The sequence below is a fragment of the Roseibium algae genome, from assembly GCF_037783265.1.
GTDB classification, from domain to species: domain Bacteria; phylum Pseudomonadota; class Alphaproteobacteria; order Rhizobiales; family Stappiaceae; genus Roseibium; species Roseibium algae.
In genome coordinates this window covers 52,178-69,495 of the sequence record NZ_JBAKIA010000012.1, presented here as the reverse complement: position 1 = coordinate 69,495, position 17,318 = coordinate 52,178, and the positions used below count along the sequence as shown (strand labels likewise).

The 17,318-nt window shown below is 53.7% G+C and carries 17 protein-coding genes; 11 read left to right on the top strand and 6 right to left on the bottom strand.

The window, feature by feature from the left end; all coding sequences use genetic code 11:
- From V6575_RS16240 to V6575_RS16225, 4 genes are all read left to right on the top strand, one after another.
- Entirely contained in the window at nt 1–1,173 is a 1,173-nt protein-coding gene (locus tag V6575_RS16240) for an FIST N-terminal domain-containing protein (protein ID WP_340275807.1), read from the top strand.
- Nucleotides 1,170–3,428 carry a hybrid sensor histidine kinase/response regulator gene (locus V6575_RS16235; RefSeq protein ID WP_340275806.1) on the top strand — a complete coding sequence of 753 codons (2,259 nt, stop codon included), beginning with the start codon at nt 1,170–1,172 and terminating at the stop codon, nt 3,426–3,428. The genes V6575_RS16240 and V6575_RS16235 overlap by 4 nt, the downstream gene beginning before the upstream one ends.
- 210 nt (nt 3,429–3,638) lie before the next feature.
- Nucleotides 3,639–4,331, top strand: coding sequence for a hypothetical protein (locus tag V6575_RS16230; RefSeq protein ID WP_340275805.1), 693 nt, complete (start codon nt 3,639–3,641; stop codon nt 4,329–4,331).
- Nucleotides 4,332–4,459: 128 nt separating this feature from the next.
- Nucleotides 4,460–4,747: a hypothetical protein gene (locus tag V6575_RS16225; protein WP_340275954.1), complete on the top strand. Its 288-nt coding sequence runs from the start codon at nt 4,460–4,462 to the stop codon at nt 4,745–4,747.
- A 7-nt stretch (nt 4,748–4,754) separates the two neighbouring features.
- On the opposite strand, the gene V6575_RS16220 is transcribed toward V6575_RS16225, so the two are convergent.
- Nucleotides 4,755–5,663 (bottom strand): quinoprotein dehydrogenase-associated SoxYZ-like carrier, encoded by a 909-nt coding sequence (locus tag V6575_RS16220; protein WP_340275804.1) that lies wholly within the window; start codon nt 5,661–5,663, stop codon nt 4,755–4,757.
- Between the two features lie 365 nt (nt 5,664–6,028).
- On the opposite strand from V6575_RS16220, the gene V6575_RS16215 reads away from it, so the two are divergent.
- Nucleotides 6,029–7,072 carry a quinoprotein relay system zinc metallohydrolase 2 gene (locus tag V6575_RS16215; RefSeq protein ID WP_340275803.1) on the top strand — a complete coding sequence of 348 codons (1,044 nt, stop codon included), beginning with the start codon at nt 6,029–6,031 and terminating at the stop codon, nt 7,070–7,072.
- An 82-nt stretch (nt 7,073–7,154) separates the two neighbouring features.
- Here the strand turns inward: V6575_RS16215 and V6575_RS16210 are convergent, their stop codons facing one another.
- Complete coding sequence (locus tag V6575_RS16210; RefSeq protein WP_340275802.1) at nt 7,155–7,802, bottom strand: hypothetical protein; 648 nt, start codon at nt 7,800–7,802, stop codon at nt 7,155–7,157.
- Between the two features lie 168 nt (nt 7,803–7,970).
- On the opposite strand from V6575_RS16210, the gene V6575_RS16205 reads away from it, so the two are divergent.
- From V6575_RS16205 to V6575_RS16180, 6 genes are all read left to right on the top strand, one after another.
- Complete coding sequence (locus V6575_RS16205; RefSeq protein WP_340274260.1) at nt 7,971–9,083, top strand: S-(hydroxymethyl)glutathione dehydrogenase/class III alcohol dehydrogenase; 1,113 nt, start codon at nt 7,971–7,973, stop codon at nt 9,081–9,083.
- A 29-nt stretch (nt 9,084–9,112) separates the two neighbouring features.
- Nucleotides 9,113–9,940 (top strand): S-formylglutathione hydrolase, encoded by an 828-nt coding sequence (fghA, locus tag V6575_RS16200; RefSeq protein WP_340275953.1) that lies wholly within the window; start codon nt 9,113–9,115, stop codon nt 9,938–9,940.
- A 311-nt stretch (nt 9,941–10,251) separates the two neighbouring features.
- The gene (gene xoxF5, locus V6575_RS16195) at nt 10,252–12,051 is read left to right on the top strand and encodes a lanthanide-dependent methanol dehydrogenase XoxF5 (protein WP_340275801.1); all 1,800 of its coding nucleotides are present in this window, start codon (nt 10,252–10,254) and stop codon (nt 12,049–12,051) included.
- 151 nt (nt 12,052–12,202) lie between these two features.
- Nucleotides 12,203–12,733: a c-type cytochrome, methanol metabolism-related gene (locus tag V6575_RS16190; RefSeq protein ID WP_340275800.1), complete on the top strand. Its 531-nt coding sequence runs from the start codon at nt 12,203–12,205 to the stop codon at nt 12,731–12,733.
- Nucleotides 12,734–12,864: 131 nt separating this feature from the next.
- Entirely contained in the window at nt 12,865–13,698 is an 834-nt protein-coding gene (locus V6575_RS16185; RefSeq protein WP_340275798.1) for a substrate-binding domain-containing protein, read from the top strand.
- 77 nt (nt 13,699–13,775) lie between these two features.
- Complete coding sequence (locus tag V6575_RS16180; RefSeq protein ID WP_422785593.1) at nt 13,776–14,315, top strand: PQQ-dependent catabolism-associated CXXCW motif protein; 540 nt, start codon at nt 13,776–13,778, stop codon at nt 14,313–14,315.
- Nucleotides 14,316–14,357: 42 nt separating this feature from the next.
- On the opposite strand, the gene V6575_RS16175 is transcribed toward V6575_RS16180, so the two are convergent.
- From V6575_RS16175 to V6575_RS16160, 4 genes are read right to left on the bottom strand one after another with little or no spacing between them, the layout of a single operon-like run.
- Nucleotides 14,358–15,206, bottom strand: coding sequence for a quinoprotein dehydrogenase-associated SoxYZ-like carrier (locus V6575_RS16175; protein WP_340275796.1), 849 nt, complete (start codon nt 15,204–15,206; stop codon nt 14,358–14,360).
- Nucleotides 15,188–16,180: a YncE family protein gene (locus V6575_RS16170; protein WP_340275794.1), complete on the bottom strand. Its 993-nt coding sequence runs from the start codon at nt 16,178–16,180 to the stop codon at nt 15,188–15,190. The genes V6575_RS16175 and V6575_RS16170 overlap by 19 nt, the downstream gene beginning before the upstream one ends.
- Nucleotides 16,158–16,706, bottom strand: coding sequence for an SRPBCC family protein (locus V6575_RS16165; protein ID WP_422785590.1), 549 nt, complete (start codon nt 16,704–16,706; stop codon nt 16,158–16,160). The genes V6575_RS16170 and V6575_RS16165 overlap by 23 nt, the downstream gene beginning before the upstream one ends.
- A complete protein-coding gene (locus tag V6575_RS16160; protein WP_340275789.1) occupies nt 16,707–17,204 on the bottom strand; it encodes a DUF3280 domain-containing protein in 498 nt (165 codons plus the stop codon).
- Nucleotides 17,205–17,318 lie beyond the last annotated feature (114 nt).

The window sequence follows — 17,318 nt, the reverse complement described above, 5'->3', positions numbered from 1 at the left end:
ATGAACATCTGGCCTGGTCCGCAGAAATCTAAAGAGCCGTCGACCGTCAAGGTCGGCGTTTCCCATTCGTCCAGCTCCAAAGAGGCTGTTCACGAAGCATGTTCTGATTTTAAATCGCATGCGATTTGTTTTGTGATGGTCTTCGTGCCCCATCACCTAGATCAGGAGCGGGTTGCACGCGAACTGTCGGAGCATATGCCGTCTACGACAGTTTTTGGCTGTACGACTGCAGGTCAAATTACGCCCGAGGGTTATGAGAGCAACGCGCTTTTCATCATAGCCTTTCCACGTCGGCATTTTCGCTGTTCGTCCGCTCTGATCAAGCCACTTGGGCGAACATCTATTGAACACACAACTTCCCAGGCACGGGTGCTGGCTTCGCGTTTTCCCAAAACCGCCAACTGGAAACGGGTTGCACTGGTTTTTGCCGATGGTCTGTCGAAACAGGAAGATCTTCTGGTCGCAGCGCTTGAGGCTGGGCTCGGTGATGTTCCTGTCTTTGGTGGATCCGCAGGCGATGGTCTTGCGTTTGAAGAAACCTTCGTTCTGCATGGTGGCGAAGTTCATCCCAATTCAGCTTTGCTCTTATTGCTGGAAACGGACCTTGGCTTTAGAGGCATCGGGTTCGATCATTTCCTGCCGACGACGAAACAATTGGTCGTCACCCGCGCCATTCCCGAAGACCGACTGGTCATGGAGCTGAATGGCGCGCCAGCTGCCCAGGAATATGCCCGCTATGTGGGTATTCCGACCGAGGAACTGTCCCCCAAGGTCTTTGCGGAAAACCCTGTTTTGGTCCGCAACGGCAACAGTTGGCACGTCCGGGCCATTCAACAGGTGGCCGATGATGACGGGCTTTGGTTCTTGTCTGCAATTGATGATGGTTTAATCCTTACCCTTGGGCAGGGAACAGAGATTCTGGCAACTCTTGAAACCGGCTTGACCCAAACGGACGGAAAGGGCCTCAGTCCGGACTTCATTCTCGGATTTGATTGCTATCTTAGAAAGCTTGAGATTGAACAGAATAACCTCGTCCCGGAGGTGTCTCAGATTCTCAAAAGGCACAATGTTCTAGGCTTCAATACTTATGGTGAGCAGCACCTGGGTGTTCACGTCAACCAAACGTTCGTTGGCGTGGCGTTTTTTCCGCCCGGAGATGGAGTTGTCTTTTGATCGACCCAAAGGAACCACTCGAGCAGCAGGTCGAACGTCAGGCAAAGATCATTGAAGCCTTGATCCAGCGGGCGAGCCGGGAACATGATATCGGCGGCTCTGCTTATTCTCTGTTTCAGTCGGCGATTGCCTTGCAAGGTGAGGTCTGGGAGAAAACTCGGGATCTTGAGCAGGCGCTTGATACCCTTGGGCGCGCCAGCAATCAGCTCAAAATTGCCGAATTCGCCCGTGAGCAAACGGAACGCAATCTTATTGATGCACTTGATGCGATGGAGGGAGGGTTTGCGCTTTTTACGAACGGAAAGCTTGAAATTTGCAATGACCAGTTCAAGGCCCTAGCCCCTGATATTTCAGGTTTGGTGGTGCCTGGCCTTGGGTTTGATGACTATTTCGCCACGCTTGGGCGGAGCGTGGATGTCGTTCCGGGTACAGCCACAAGCAACGGGATCTCAAGCACGGGAGCATTCGGCAAAGCCGGGACCAGCGCGATTGAGAACCGCACACACCCATCCGTTCTCGGTCTGCGCAACGATCGATGGTTTCAGATCACCCACAAGCGAAACTCTGATAACAAGATTGTTTTGCTTTCGACCGAAATCACAAGCGTTGTTCGGCAAAGCCGCTTGGAAAAGGATCGGCTGATCGACGAGCAGGCAATCTTCCTGCAAGGCGCGTTCGACAATATGACCCAAGGGGTCTGCACCTTTTCGCCGGAAGGTACCTTGCTGATCAACAATGAACGGTTTCGTGAGCTGCTGCGCTTGCCGTTTTCTCTGGTGCGCAAACGCACGTCCTTCAACCAGATCTTTGAGTTCATCGTCAAACACAAGACGCTGGAAAGCGTCTCTCCCGGAGAGGAGCTGGAAAGTTGGGTGGCAATGGTGCGGGCAGGCGAGGGACTGGAACGGAAAGTCCGCCATGTCAGCGGCGAAATCCTGAATCTGCGTGTCCACAGTCTGCCCGATCAAGGTTTCATCATGAACGTGATGGATATCACCGCAGAGACCCAGACCACAGAGTTGCTTGAGCAACGCGTGTCCGAACGCACATTGGAGCTGACACAGGCCAATGAGCGCCTGCGTCGGCAAAACGAGGAACAGGGGCTGATCGATGAGCAGCTGAGATTGGCGAAGGAAGAGGCTGAGGAAGCGGTCTCCTCCAAGACCAAATTTTTCGCCGCTGCCAGTCACGATCTTCTGCAGCCCATCAACGCCGCCAAACTTCTGATTTCAACGATGAGCGAGGCTGCACAGGACACACCGCTGAGCGATACCGTGCAGCGACTCGGTCGCTCATTCAACTCGATTGAATCCCTGTTGCATGCCCTTCTTGATATTTCGCGGCTGGATTCTACAGGAACTGAAATGTCGATGTCGGCCTTCGGCTTGGGGGATGTTCTGCGATCTGTTCAGGAAGATCACGCACAGCTGGCCGAGGAAAAAGGCATTCGCCTGGATATCGTTCCCAGCAGCATATGGGTGCGAAGTGATCAGCGTTATCTGCGCCGCTCGGTGCAGAATCTGGTGGTCAATGCCATTCAATACACCCAAAAGGGCCGCATATTGGTTGGTTGTCGCCGACGAGGGAACACTGTTGTGCTGGAAGTCTGGGACACCGGGATTGGAATATCCAAGAAAGATCAGCAGCGTATTTTCTCCGAATTTACCCGTGTCTCGACAGAGAGCACCGGATACGGAATGGGCCTTGGCCTATCAATTGTTGACAGGGCCTGCCGACGTCTGGGGCATTCGGTGAGCATCCGCTCGAAACCGGGCGTAGGCTCGGTGTTTTCCATTACGCTTCCAGTGGTCCCGCCGATGGAGCGGGATGCCATCATGAAAGACGATGGAGACGATGATGTTCTCGCGGCAATGGATCTTATTGTCTTGATCGTCGAGAACAATCCGGACGTCCTGTTTGCAACCATGCGCAAGGTCGAAAGCTGGGGGGGGAGCGTTCTGACGGCAACATCAACGCAAGAGGCACTGGATCAGGTGCGGGAAATTGGCATGGCTCCGGACATTATCCTGGCTGATTACCAACTGGACGGGGCGGATAATGGCATCAAGACAATCCTTGCTCTGCGCGCGGAGACCGGCGTCGATATTCCGGCCATCATGATCACAGCAAGTCCGGAAGATGCATTGGTGAAAGACAGTGAAGCGCATCAGTTTACCGTGCTGACCAAGCCCGTGAAGCTGTCGCGCTTGCGGCCATTGATCGACTGGAAAACACGCCGTTCTGAGACTTCCTGACGCTCTGAGGCGCTTTTACCACAGACAAAGGTCTGCAGTGACAGGGCAAGGAGGGGCGATAGGCTAGGGGTTGATCCGAAGTCTTTGCATATTAGGCATGGAAGACAGTGTTAGCCGATTTTGTGGATGTCGAGTGGTGGCAAAGCAAAGTCAATTAGATTTGGCGAACTCTGTTTCTGGTCAAGGAGTTGAAAGCAGTTGGAGAACATCATGCGTCGTTTACGAACCATTGCATCTGCCGTTGTCTGTATCGTCGGTGCAGGGCTTTTCACGGCAGCCAATGTCATGCCGTCTCATGCGGTAGAAGTCTACGATCTGCTGTTCAAGAACGGGACCCTTGATGACATGTCTCAGGGCTCGGTCCTGGAATATGACAGGACCGTGAGTGCGCGCGACAATGAAGAGCTTGGTGCGAAAAGCACAGGCACCATTCGTTTGAGCATTGAGCCTGAGGATATGGCAGGACTTCAGTTCGTCCAGGGAGAAAAATTTCGCAAGATTGGCGAATTTCCCTCGACTGTGGGTAATCCGATGATCATGTATTTCGTGGAAACGGTCATTCGGGATATGGCAGGCACCGCAGGCGGAAGTCCTTATTACATCCGTAACCGGGTGAAAGCAGCGCTCATCGAAGACGCGCCGATTGTTGATGCGGTGATTTCGGTTCATGGCAAGGACGTAAAAGCCCAGGCGATCACGTTGTATCCCTTTAAAAACGATCCGAACCGTGCACGTATGAAAGGCTTTGGGGACCTCGCCCTGACGATCACCATGTCGGCAGATGTGCCGGGTTGGTATTATTCGCTGAAGGCGGACACTGATGCAGCTGGTGCCGACAGCACGGATGCAGCCCCAGCCTATTTCAGTGAAATTGTTTTGGCCAAGGCGGAGGCAATTCAATGATTCTAAGGCGTATGGTCAAATCAAGTGCAATGAGCACGGCTCTCACTTTGAGCGTTGTGTTCAGCGGATTGGCGCTGATTGGGACCGGGGGAACAGTCCTTGCTCAGAATCTCGGTCAGAACCAGACCATGGCAGATCGCCTGAATGACTATCCGACGGAAGCGCGGGCGGATTATGTCTTCGGTTGCATGGCAAGCAATGGGCAAAGCAGCGATACGCTACGCCGCTGCGCGTGCTCGATAGATGTCATCGCCTCGATTGTGCCTTACGAGAAATACGTCGAGGCCGAGACGGTACTGTCGCTGCAATTGGTCGGCGGTGAGCGGATGTCTATTTTTCGCACGTCAGCTCTGACAAAGGAACGGGTCGCCGTGCTGCGCCGTGCTCAGGCTGAAGCCGATATCCTGTGCTTTTAGGCAAGCTTCAGCTTGCCGGGTCTTTGGCGATAGATTGTTCCCAACTGTTGCCTTCTGTATCCTCGGCGCGGATGGTGAGATCGGTTGAGCCATTGTCTGTATAGGCAAAGCGGATCACGGGATTTTCCGAAAGGGAAATGCCGCCGTCAACAGTGAACAGAAGATCGTCTCCCTGTCGGACTTCGATATGATCGACAAAATGCGCTGCGATGAACAGCTGGGTAATCTGGTCTCGTTGAAGCCCGGAGTAATTCGGGTGGCGGATCATGATTTGTGCTTCACGCCTTTGGTTCGACTGTGCAATTTTGCTGTCGAAATGCTTGGCGCGTATTTGACCCATGGTTGACAGGGCCAGCTCCGGATTTTTCGTTGCAGGTGCCGAGCAGCCACCAGAAGCCTTGACGAAACGCCCCGTCATGACCGGACCCTGGCCGGTTTCCGCGACTAGGCGCACATTCGAATAGAGATTGACCCGGACGCGGACTTCAATGTCGAGAGGGTGCATCGCCGGGCCGAAGGCCATTACGGCAGCAACAGGTGCTGGGTTCTCGTCAATGATGAGCGTTGCTGTCGTGATTATCGGAGCTGTTGGGCTCGGTTGCCGCAACTGGATCGGTACCGTTGCTGCATCATGAGCTCGGTAGGGTGCGTCAAGTCTGATGATCCCCTTGGCATCACCTGGCGATACATCTCCAATGATATCGCCGCTAAGGTCTTTCCAACTGCCCTTGTCCAGAAGCAGCGGATTGGTCACCTCCGTCGAAGACGCTGCCTGCGCCGGCATGGTATCAATACCAAGTGAAATGACGCTTACCAGAGAAACTCCCGTAAGGAGCTGCAAGGCCAACACGATTCCAGCCGAGCGTGTCGCACGTATTGCTCTGCCTGAGTTGCTTCGTTTGTGGGACATCTTCATTGCTGCGACTCGCCTGTTAACATGCCCCGGACGTTGAGCTTGGGGCAGGAGCGTTGTTTGACGCACTTCGACAACTATAAATTTCACGTAACACGAAACGAACGTCGTCAAAGAAAATTTGTCTTGTCCAACTCGCTTGGCTCGAAAAGGCCACGCAATTTTACAATTATTTCAAGTTAATCCAGCATTTTAAACCGCATCAGAAGATGCAAAGGGTGATCAACCGCTATCGGTAAAGTCTCTATCATAAGCGAATACTGTATCACGTTAGGGAAGAAACGCGAACCGAGCCTTCTGGATATGTTGCGTTGAAGCCTGTCGAGCGGCGAATCTAGCAGTCAAAGCTTCTGCGCTGGAGGGGTGCCATGTTCGAAATTGTCGTTGGTCTATGCCTGCTGTCAAATCCAGATGTCTGCCGCGCGCACCTCGTTCCCGGTCCGGTGTTTGAAGCCCGTGTCACTTGTGAACAGGTGCTTTTGGCCACTGGTGAAGCGTTTGGTGCGAAATTCGAAGGGGTGTTGGCCGTTGGCGAGCCTAAGTGCCAGCCGTTGGGCGCAGGCTTGTTACTTACAAAAGTCTCTGACGGTGTTTATGTCCACAAAGGTGCTGTTGACGAACCGTCGCCGGAGAATCACGGAGATGTCGCCAATCTGGGTGTTGTGATCGGAAATAGCTCGATTGCAGTTGTTGATACGGGCGGATCCCGTGCCGTTGGGGAGCAGCTTTACCGTGCCATTCGCCAACTTAGCCCGCTGCCGATCAGTCATGTGGTTCTAACGCATATGCATCCTGACCATGTTCTGGGGGCATCGGTGTTCGTTGAGGTCGGAGCAGTCATCATTGCGCATCCAGGCCTTCGCCGTGCATTACTGGACAGGCAGCAGAACTATTTGACCGGATTCGAAAACCTGATCCAGCCTGCCGATTTTATCGGGACGACTGTCGCGCTTCCAACTAAGGGCGATTTACCCGAGAACATTGACCTTGGTGGCCGTGTTCTTCAGCTCAGAGCCTGGCCCATATCTCACACCTCGACCGACATCACGGTCTATGATGCCCAAAGCGGTACGCTTTTTGCCGGTGATCTGGTGTTTGATCACCATGCCCCGGCTCTGGATGGCTCTCTGGTTGGCTGGATCAGTGTCTTGAAGGAGATGTCGTCTTTGAAAGTTCGATATCTGATCCCGGGACATGGAGGTCCGATTCTCAAACATCCTGATGGCTTGATTCCCTTGCTGAACTATCTTCAGATACTGGAGGCGGAAACCCGGCAGGCTCTGGCGAATGGCGAACGGTTGGGGGAAGCAGCGGTTCATGTGGGACAGTCCGAGGCTGGAAACTGGGACCTGTTTGAAGTTTTCAACCATCGAAATGCAACGGCCGCCTATACTGAGCTGGAGTGGGACTAGGCATGGAAATCCAGCTTATGATTATTGCAAGGCGGCCCTGTCAATTTAACTCCAGCTTCTATTTTATGAATTGCAATACAGGTCACTCACCGTCAGAGGCATGTTTGCTCAGCAGCTTTGCAATGGCATAAAGACGCTTCTCAAGAAGAACCGGGGTTTCGCAAACATAGGTGAGTGATCGTGCCCGATCACGGTAAATCCGCTCATCCCAATCGAGCTTTTCCTCCAGCTTGTCCACCGCATCAAAGTCCGGCGAACTGGCTGACATCAGGCGATCCATCTCGGCGCGGGTCTCGTCGATCGTGCCAGCGAGGGTGATTTGCTTTTCCGAATAACGTCCAATTCCGGAAATAATCCGTCTGCGGTCCTTGGCCAGTTTTTCGAAAACAACCTCAAATATTTGGCCCAGGCGATCGGCGTTGATATCAGAATGAGCCTTTATATAGCTATTCACCAAGGGTTCCGCGTCTTCAATCGAAATCCGTCTCAGGGCCAATTGTGCAGCCAACTCGCGGGCCCCATCCGGCAGGTCTGATGTGGTTTCTGTCTGCTTGAGCGGCACTGGCCACATCAAACCCAGAGACAGGTTTTCTACCTTGCGCTGTAAACATGGCCAGGTCGGATCGTTGAAGGTCGCAGCGCTCACCTGCGTTGACCCAAATCCCCCAACCAAGGCAGTGCCCACTGCAGTGCCAAGTATCAATGCAGATGCCCAAAGTGTTCTTTTCATTGAAGGTCCCTCCTGTGTTCAAAAGGTAACGTGTCTGCTTGTGTTGTCCATGCTGAAAAACACACACCAAGGTCGCAATTGTTCGCAATTACCGTCCACTTATAGTCGAAATTGAAAGGTCCACTGTGGAAGACGCAGTCGGGCTAAGACTGTTTTGGAGAGATTTTTATGCGGACGCGTGCAGCTGTAGCGGTTCAGGCTGGTAAGCCACTTGAGGTTATGGAGGTCAATCTTGAGGGGCCGAAGGCTTTTGAAGTTTTGGTTGAGATCAAGGCTACAGGCATTTGTCATACGGATGAGTTCACACTGTCTGGTGCTGACCCTGAGGGTCTGTTTCCGGCGATCCTGGGCCATGAGGGCGCCGGTGTTGTTGTTGAAGTTGGACCGGGTGTGACCACGTTGAAGCCGGGCGATCATGTGATCCCGCTTTATACGCCTGAGTGCCGGACCTGTGAATATTGCCTGAACCCGAAGACAAACCTGTGTCAGGCGATCCGCTCGACGCAAGGGGCGGGTCTTATGCCGGACGGCTCTGCGCGGTTCTCGACCCTGGATGGGGATCCGATCCTGCATTATATGGGCACATCGACGTTCTCGAACTTCACGGTTGTTCCGGAGATCGCGCTGGCGAAAATCCGCGAAGACGCGCCGTTCGACAAGGTTTGTTACATCGGATGCGGCGTGACGACGGGCATTGGCGCTGTGATCAACACGGCCAAGGTCGAGATTGGCTCCAAGGCGATTGTCTTCGGTCTGGGCGGTATTGGCCTGAATGTTCTGCAGGGCCTCCGTCTTGCGGGTGCTGACATGATCGTGGGTGTTGATCTGAACCCGGCGAAGATCCCGATGGCCGAACGCTTCGGCATGACTCATTTCGTCAATCCGGCGGAAGTGGAAGGCGATCTTGTGTCCTATCTGGTCGATCTGACCAAGGGCGGCGCGGATTACACCTTTGATGCCACAGGCAATGTCAATGTGATGCGCACGGCGCTGGAGGCCTCGCACAAGGGCTGGGGCGAAAGCATCATCATTGGTGTGGCACCAGCTGGCGCTGAAATTTCCACCCGTCCATTCCAGCTTGTGACGGGCCGCAACTGGCGCGGTACAGCCTTTGGCGGCGCGCGTGGGCGGACGGATGTTCCCCAGATTGTCGACTGGTACATGGACGGCAAGATCGAGATCGATCCGATGATCACCCACACGATGCCACTGGAAGACATCAACAAGGGCTTTGATCTCATGCATGCCGGCGAATCCATCCGATCCGTCGTGTTGTATTGAGGATGGCTGACGATATGAAAGCGGGCGGAATGGAAGTTGTTTCCAAAAACCGGAGCTTTGGCGGGGAACAGGCGGTGTACCGTCATGTCTCCAAAGTCTGCGGTGTGGACATGACCTTCGCCGTCTACCTGCCTCTGCAGGCAAAGGATGGCTCGGTTCCTTGTCTTTGGTATCTGTCTGGCCTGACCTGCACTCATGACAATGCCATGAGCAAGGCTGGCCTTCAGGCGCATGCTGCAGAATTTGGTGTTGCTATTGTCCTGCCTGACACCAGCCCGCGCGGCGAGGGTGTTGCAGATGATGAAGCCTATGATCTGGGGCAGGGCGCTGGTTTCTACGTTAATGCCACACAGGCACCGTGGAAACCTCACTTCCAGATGTATGACTATGTGGTCAATGAGCTGCGTGAGCTGGTGCAGGCTAATCTGCCGGTCAGTGATGCACACGGCATCACCGGGCATTCGATGGGCGGCCATGGCGCTCTGACCATCGCTCTGCGCAATCCGGATCGCTACAAATCCGTATCGGCCTTTGCGCCAATTGCAAACCCGACCCAGTCTGACTGGGGGCGCAAGCAATTGGAGGCATATCTTGGGGCTGATGAAAGCAGCTGGGCGGATTATGACGCGACCATCCTTCTCAAGGAGAAGGGGTGGCATGACGACATTCTGATCGATCAGGGCGCGAGTGATCAATTCCTTGATCTTCTGCGACCCGAGGCCCTTGCAGAGGTGATCACAAAAACACGTCAGCCATCCGTATTCCGGCTGCAGGAAGGCTATGACCACAGCTACTTTTTCGTCTCGACGTTCGCTCGCGATCACGTCGAATGGCATGCAAAGCGGCTGTACCGATAGAACGCCAGATTGTCGGAGTTTCGGGAGAAAACTCCGACGTTTAAGTCTGCGTTTTGCCAATCATTCTCCTGACACATTGCTCTAGGGGGGCTTGAGTCAGGAGCGAATATCTCCAGCTGACCGCCTTTCAGCCGGGACAGCGGAGAAAACCGAAGGAGGACGAGGAAGCGTCGAGTTGGGAGAGATAGACCGAGCACGAAAGCCATCGGATGAGATACGGATCATGTATGTGCGTTTTGATCCGCTTTAGCTGTCTGGGGTGTGCCCTGTCTAAGATACATATTAATATCGTATCACCATGGGAGGTGGAGATGAAAAGATTATTGACTGCAGCCACAGCGCTTACACTATGCGCAGGTAGTGCCTTTGCAGATGCAAATTTGCAAAAGATGATGGATGATCCAAACCAGTGGGTTAGCCAGACAGGCGACTATAAGAACCAGCGCTTTTCCAAGCTGGATCAGATCAATAAGGACAACGTCAAGGACCTGCAGGTCGCATGGACCTTCTCGACTGGCGTTCTGCGTGGCCATGAGGGCTCTCCGCTCGTCATTGGCGACGTGATGTATGTTCATACGCCGTTTCCAAATATCGTCTATGCTCTCGATCTGAAAAACGACGGCAAGATCCTATGGCGCTATGAGCCGAAGCAGAACCCGGATGTTATTCCGGTGATGTGCTGCGATACGGTCAACCGCGGCGTTGCCTATGCAGAAGGCAAGATTTTCCTGCACCAGGCTGATACCAAGGTTGTCGCTCTTGATGCGAAAACCGGCGAAGAACTCTGGACTGTCATGAACGGTGACGCGGCTAAGGGTGAAACCAACACGGCCACCGTCATGCCTGTGAATGGCAAGATTATTGTCGGTATCTCCGGTGGTGAATTCGGTGTGCGCGGGTCCGTTACTGCCTATAATATTGCTGATGGATCCCGTGCCTGGCGTGCATATTCCATGGGTCCTGACAGTGACATTCTTGTCGATCCGGCAAAGACCACTCATCTGGGCACTCCGGTTGGTGCAGATTCCGGTCTGAACACTTGGGAAGGTGATCAGTGGAAAATCGGCGGCGGAACCACTTGGGGTTGGTATTCCTATGATGCGGAAGAAAACCTCGTCTACTACGGAACAGGCAACCCATCGACATGGAACCCGGCCCAGCGTCCTGGCGACAACCGCTGGTCAATGACCATCATGGCCCGCGATGCGGACACCGGTATTGCCAAATGGTTCTATCAAATGACCCCTCATGATGAGTGGGATTATGATGGCATCAACGAGATGATCCTGACCGAACAGGAATTCGACGGTACTATGCGCAAGGTGCTGACACACTTCGATCGGAATGGCTTCGGCTATACGATGGATCGTGTGACCGGCGAACTTCTCGTTGCTGAGAAGTATGACCCAACGGTCAACTGGGCCACGCATGTTGAAATGGACAAGACGTCTGATCAGTATGGCCGTCCACAGGTTGTCGCTGAATATTCGACCGAACAAAACGGTGAAGATGTCAACTCAACCGGTATCTGTCCTGCAGCGTTGGGAACCAAGGATCAGCAGCCTGCTGCTTATTCTCCGGAAACAGAACTGTTCTACGTGCCGACAAACCACGTCTGCATGGATTATGAGCCGTTCCGCGTAAGCTACACAGCGGGTCAGCCATATGTCGGTGCAACCCTTGCGATGTACCCACCTGCGGATAGTCATGGCGGCATGGGTAACTTCATTGCATGGGACAATGTAAAGGGTGAGATCAAATGGTCCATTCCCGAGCAGTTCTCGGTATGGTCCGGTGCTTTGGCAACTGCGGGAGACGTTGTCTTCTACGGTACGCTTGAAGGTTATCTCAAGGCGGTTAGCGCTGATACGGGTGAAGAACTCTATCGGTTCAAAACGCCATCCGGCATCATCGGCAATGTCATGACCTACACACACGGTGGCAAGCAATACATCGGTATCCTGTCGGGTGTTGGCGGCTGGGCCGGCATTGGCCTTGCCGCTGGTCTGACCAACCCGAACGATGGTTTGGGCGCGGTTGGCGGCTATGCAGCCTTGAGCGACTACACCGCACTGGGTGGTCAGCTGACAGTGTTTGCTCTGCCAAACTGATCACATCTACAGTCAATGACTAGACCGGCGCGCCACAGTGCGCCGGTTTTTCCACCCGACAAAATGTGATGCTCTCGATACCACATGCCAGGGGGGCAGGAGAGTGTCCCGGACACCGTGGTAAACACGGCAGGTTCTCAAAGGACAAGAAATGCGCAACTTGAAGGTTCTCTTTGCTGCAGCCCTGTTGGTTGCCGGAGTCCAAGCTGGTTCTGCTTATGCCAAGCAGGCCTATGACCCGGCTCAGGTTGATGCCGCCTACAGTGAAGACGGCCGTTATTTTACCGAAGATGATGTTCCCACGTATAACGTGCAGGAAGACGGTACGATTGACTGGCTAAGCTATTCCGGATTTCGCCGCTATCACTCAGAATGCCATGTGTGTCATGGACCGGAAGGCGAGGGATCCTCTTATGCTCCAGCGCTGAAGAAGTCCGCGCTCGATATGGACTATTATGATTTTATTGATGTTGTGACTAACGGACGTAAGAAAGTCAGCGCCTCTGAAAATTCGGTGATGCCTGCCTTTGGCACAAATCCGAATGTCATGTGCTATCTCGACGATATGTATGTGTACCTGAAGGCGCGTGGAACGGATGCGATTGCACGCGGTCGCCCGCGCAAAAAGGAAAAGAAATCAGACGTGATCCGCGAAGACGAGAACGCCTGCCTCGAAAATTAATTTGGCTCGCTTAGCCTCTGGGACTTCTGATTGGGAGGTGCCAGAGGTTGAGTCACACGACTTTCCGAGGCCAGGCAGTGGGCGGCAAGTTCGAATTACGGTTCGTTTTAGGCTTTTTATCAGGAGACATTATGAGCAGGTTGGTTGTTTTTTTAGGGGCTGCCGTTGTCTCTTTGGGGCTTGCGATGCCGGTATCCTCTCAAACGTCTGATCTGGTGTCACACAATGCGCTTCGCGTCTGCGCAGATCCTGCGGCTTTGCCGATGTCTGACAAGACAGGGGCTGGCTATGAGAACCGGCTCGCAGAACTCGTGGCCGGAAAACTGGATCTGCCCGTTGCCTACACCTGGTATCCAATGGCGACCGGTTTTATTCGAAACACTTTGCGCGCTAATCGTTGCGACATCGTCATGGGTTATGCTCAGGGGCATGAAATGGTGCTCAACACCAACCATTACATGACGTCTGCCTATACGTTGATTGTTCCCAAGGAAGGTCCCCTGGCTGAAGTCGTTGATCTGGCTGATGATCGATTGAAGGGGACACGGATCGGCATCGTTGCCGGATCTCCGCCTGCAACCCATATGGCGCGCAATGGATTGATCGGGAAGGCAAAACCCTACAACATGGTGTTCGACGGACGCCACGAATCGCCGATCATGGACATGTTGAACGATTTGAAGTCTGGCGACATTGATGCGGCGATCCTTTGGGGGCCGATTGGTGGACCATTGGTCAAACAGGACTTTCCGGATCTTCAGGTCACGCCCTTGATGAAAGAAACCCTGCCACCACGTCTGTTCTATCGGATTACCATGGGTGTACGTCAGGGCGAAAAAGTCTGGCAACGCAAGTTGAACTCCCTGATCCGACGCAATCAAAATGAGATCAACAATTTGCTCACAGATGCAGGTGTTCCTCTGCTGAATGACATGGGAACCGGGCTATATGGGGATGGCAAGTGATTGCCGAGGGACAGTGGGGAGCTCGTTTCTCCTGCAGTCGATTGAAATGGAGCCTGGCCTTTGCGGTCGGGCTTTTTTTGTTTGGCGAAGAGGATAATGGATCAGCGGTCTTGGCGCAAAGTGTGCCAGAGGCCAGGTCTGAGCCACACGGCTACCGCGAGGCACCATATCGCGGACCGGTGCCTGAAACCTTGCAAGGCGCGAGCGTTGTCACGACTGAAGAGGCTCATCAGCTTTGGACTGATGGAACCACCATATTTGTCGATGTATTACCCCGTGCGCCGAAACCCCAAAACCTGCCAGAGGGAACCATCTGGCGGGACAAACCGCGCTATTCAATTCCCGGCAGTGTGTGGTTGCCTAATGTGGGCTATGGCAGAATTGCAGATGTGACTGCGAATTACTTCAAGCAAGGTCTTGCGAAGGCAACTGGCGGTGACCATACACGGGCCATTTTGTTCTTTTGCCTCGATGAATGCTGGATGTCCTGGAACGCTGCAAAGCGCGCTCTCGAATATGGCTATCAGTCCGTCTACTGGTATCCGGAAGGCACCGACGGCTGGAGTTTCGACGATTACCCGATGGAAAAGCTTAAGCCGGAACCTGCACTTCCCTAAGCTGACATCTCAATTAGACCACAAGTCGTTCAAATAGAACGGTCAGTAATCTGCCAGGCTTCGCTCGGCTTCGGTCACAGTGCCATCCGTATCTGTCAGAATGGCCTTGACCCGATTTGTGCCTGACGGCACCGATACGGTCACTTGAGGATTTTCACTCAAGGATATGCTGCCGGTCATGGTCGCAAACGGTGCCCCATTGAGATTGAGCTGCAGGGTCTCGACGTAGCGGGCTGGAATGTAGAGAAGCGATATCTGGTTCATCTGCATGCCCGAATGGCTTGGATGCTTGATGCTCACCTCCAGATCAAGAACCGAGTTTGCATCTCTACGAAGCGTGCTGACAAGGGTCGCTGTATCTGGATTGGCTTGTCTTATGGCCAGTTCCATCTGTCCGAGGGTCGCAAGCGCCTCGATCGGGTCTGTACCGGGAGGCGCCGAGCAGGCACCTGTTCCAGACGTTTTGACAAAGGTTTCAGCGACGTACAATTGGCCGTTGCTCAGCTCTGCCACAGCATGAACTGGCGTTGGTCCATTGACGCGCATGGTTGCGGTGAACTCAAAGGTGGATATCGGATCGGCAAACGCGATCTGCGCGGAAACCGGCATCGGGTTGTCATCCAGGATCAGGGAGACAGACCGAAAGGTCTGGCCTTGAGGCGCAGCCATACGAACCGACATGTTCGTGCGCGCATCATCGGTTGTACGGTAAGGCGCATCAAGACTGAGAACCGCGTCGGATTTGGCCATGAAGCGACCATCATAGAGTTCGTCTCGCAAGTCTTGCCATGTATTGGCCTCAGCGAAGACAGGCACGGCAAGGAAAAACGTTGCAAAAAGCGCCGCCAGAGCTGCTATCTGCCGTGTGGACGTTACTCTGTCTTGCTGCATGGTCTTTCTCCTGGCGGCGTTTCAAGAATGAACCGACCAAAGGCACGCGGGCCATCACCTGTCTCGATTTCTCCAATGACTTCCACCTTCACTGGATCGATCAGGCTCACTGTATTGGAAAACCAATTGGTCGATACAATCAGCTTGCCATCATCTGCTGAAGAAATACCTTCGGGATATTCGCCAACATCGATGGTGGTCTCGAGCTCAAAGTCAGTGAGCCGGAAGACACTGATCGTATCGGCGTATTGGTCGGTCGTGAAAGCCTTGCCGTCCGCAAAGCCGATTCCATAAGGCCGCTCGCCAACAGGAACAGTTGCGATCACCGATGCAGTTTTCGGTGTAATGATGGAGACGGAGTTAGACCCCACATTGGCCGCGTGAATCCGGCCACTTGGATCGACGGCTATTCCGAAGGGGCGCACGCCGACATTGATCCGCTGGATCAAAGTCAGATCTTTGAGGTCAAACAGGGAAACCTGGTTCGCATCCCGGTCGGCAGAGGCCAGCCAGTGGCCGTCCGGATCGACAACCAAACCTGCGGGTGCGCTGCCGGTCTGCAAATTTCTTGAGAGGCTCAGGTCGTCCGCATTCAAGACGAATATGCGGGCGTTGTACCAGTCGGAAACGAAAACTTGTCCGGATTTTGGATCGAGAGCAATACCGGTTGGACCGCCATCCAGCTGCGCCTCAGTGATCAGCTGGCACGTTGCGAGGTCGAATTTCCGAACTGTCTTGCTGTCCGGGCTAACCGTATAAAAAGCCGAGAGTGATGGTGCAACGACAATGCCTGCCGGTTTGCCAGGAACAGGAATGCGTCGAATTTCAACGCGTTGATCAAGATCCAGAACGCTGACATCAGAACTGTTTTGGTTGGTCACAAAAGCAAAAGACCCCGCGAGCGTGGTCGCGCTCGCGGAGACTGAAAGCAGGGTACACAGAATGAGCGGCTTAATTCCCCGAAAAACGTTCATTGAGGGCATCCAGGCCAGCCTTGTAAACGCCGCTGACAGCCGCGATGGCAGCTTCATCGTTTAGGTTCTCCGGTGGGTCATTGTTCGGATAACCACGATAGAAAGCGCCGCGCCATTCAATCAGGGAGCCGCCGTCCTTGCCCGGTTTGACGGTGAGATGCGATGAATAATTCGTCACAGGCAATACTTCTACCTTCACATCTGTGATCCTGTAGGAGTAGCTCATCTTTTCATCGCTGAATTTATACAGCACTTCGGAGATGGTTGGGCCGCTGGCCTCACCAAGGGTTAGAACCCGGGTCGCGTCAATCGCGTTTCCGCCTTCGCCCGTGGACGAAAAGACAGCAGGATGCCAGCTCATGTCTTGAAAATTGCCGATGACGGCCCAAACATCAGCAGGCGCAGCTGGCACTGAAGTGGTCAGCGTAACCTTTTGTCGGGTCGGCCCATGAGCTTCTGACGTCGTTGGGACGAGCAGCAGGGGAACAAGAAATACGGCAATGGCAGCAAATAGTCTCATCAACATTTAATCCTCATTTTTTCTAAAGAATGCGGTTTTCAGGATGTAGCGCATCCCCCTGGACCATGACTGATCCGTGTTGGAACGCACTTCGACGGAGCGCGCCAGCATGACCTGACCGGTTCCGACATCGCGCAGCGATAGGTTCATCGAGATGATCAGGTTGGAGACTTTCTGGACCATGCCAACCATCACAAAGTCGGCTCCCAGCGCCTCGGCCATGCGCACTTCACAGCCATAGCAATTTGCTACATTGGCGGTGTTTTCCAGCTTCTCGGCTATCGGACTAAGGTCCATCAAAGGGATGCCTTCATCCCTGAAGCGCTGTTCGATGATGCCTTCCAGAAGGGCCAGTCTTTCGGTCTCGTCAGAGCGCTCGCCATTGTAGGCGCCCTCTGTCGAGGTATCCATAAACACCAGCCCCAGAAAAGCGACTTTGCTGTCTGGTTCAAGCACTTCTGCGCCCGCCGAAACGGAGAGAAAAAGCAGAAGAAAAACGGTCAAAAACTGTCTCATATGAGCATCTTAAGCCGCACCACTAGGGTCGCAATGGATCCTAAAGTATCGGTTTTTTTACCGGTAAGTTGTCTGGCACACTCAAGAAAAAAATTAAGAATT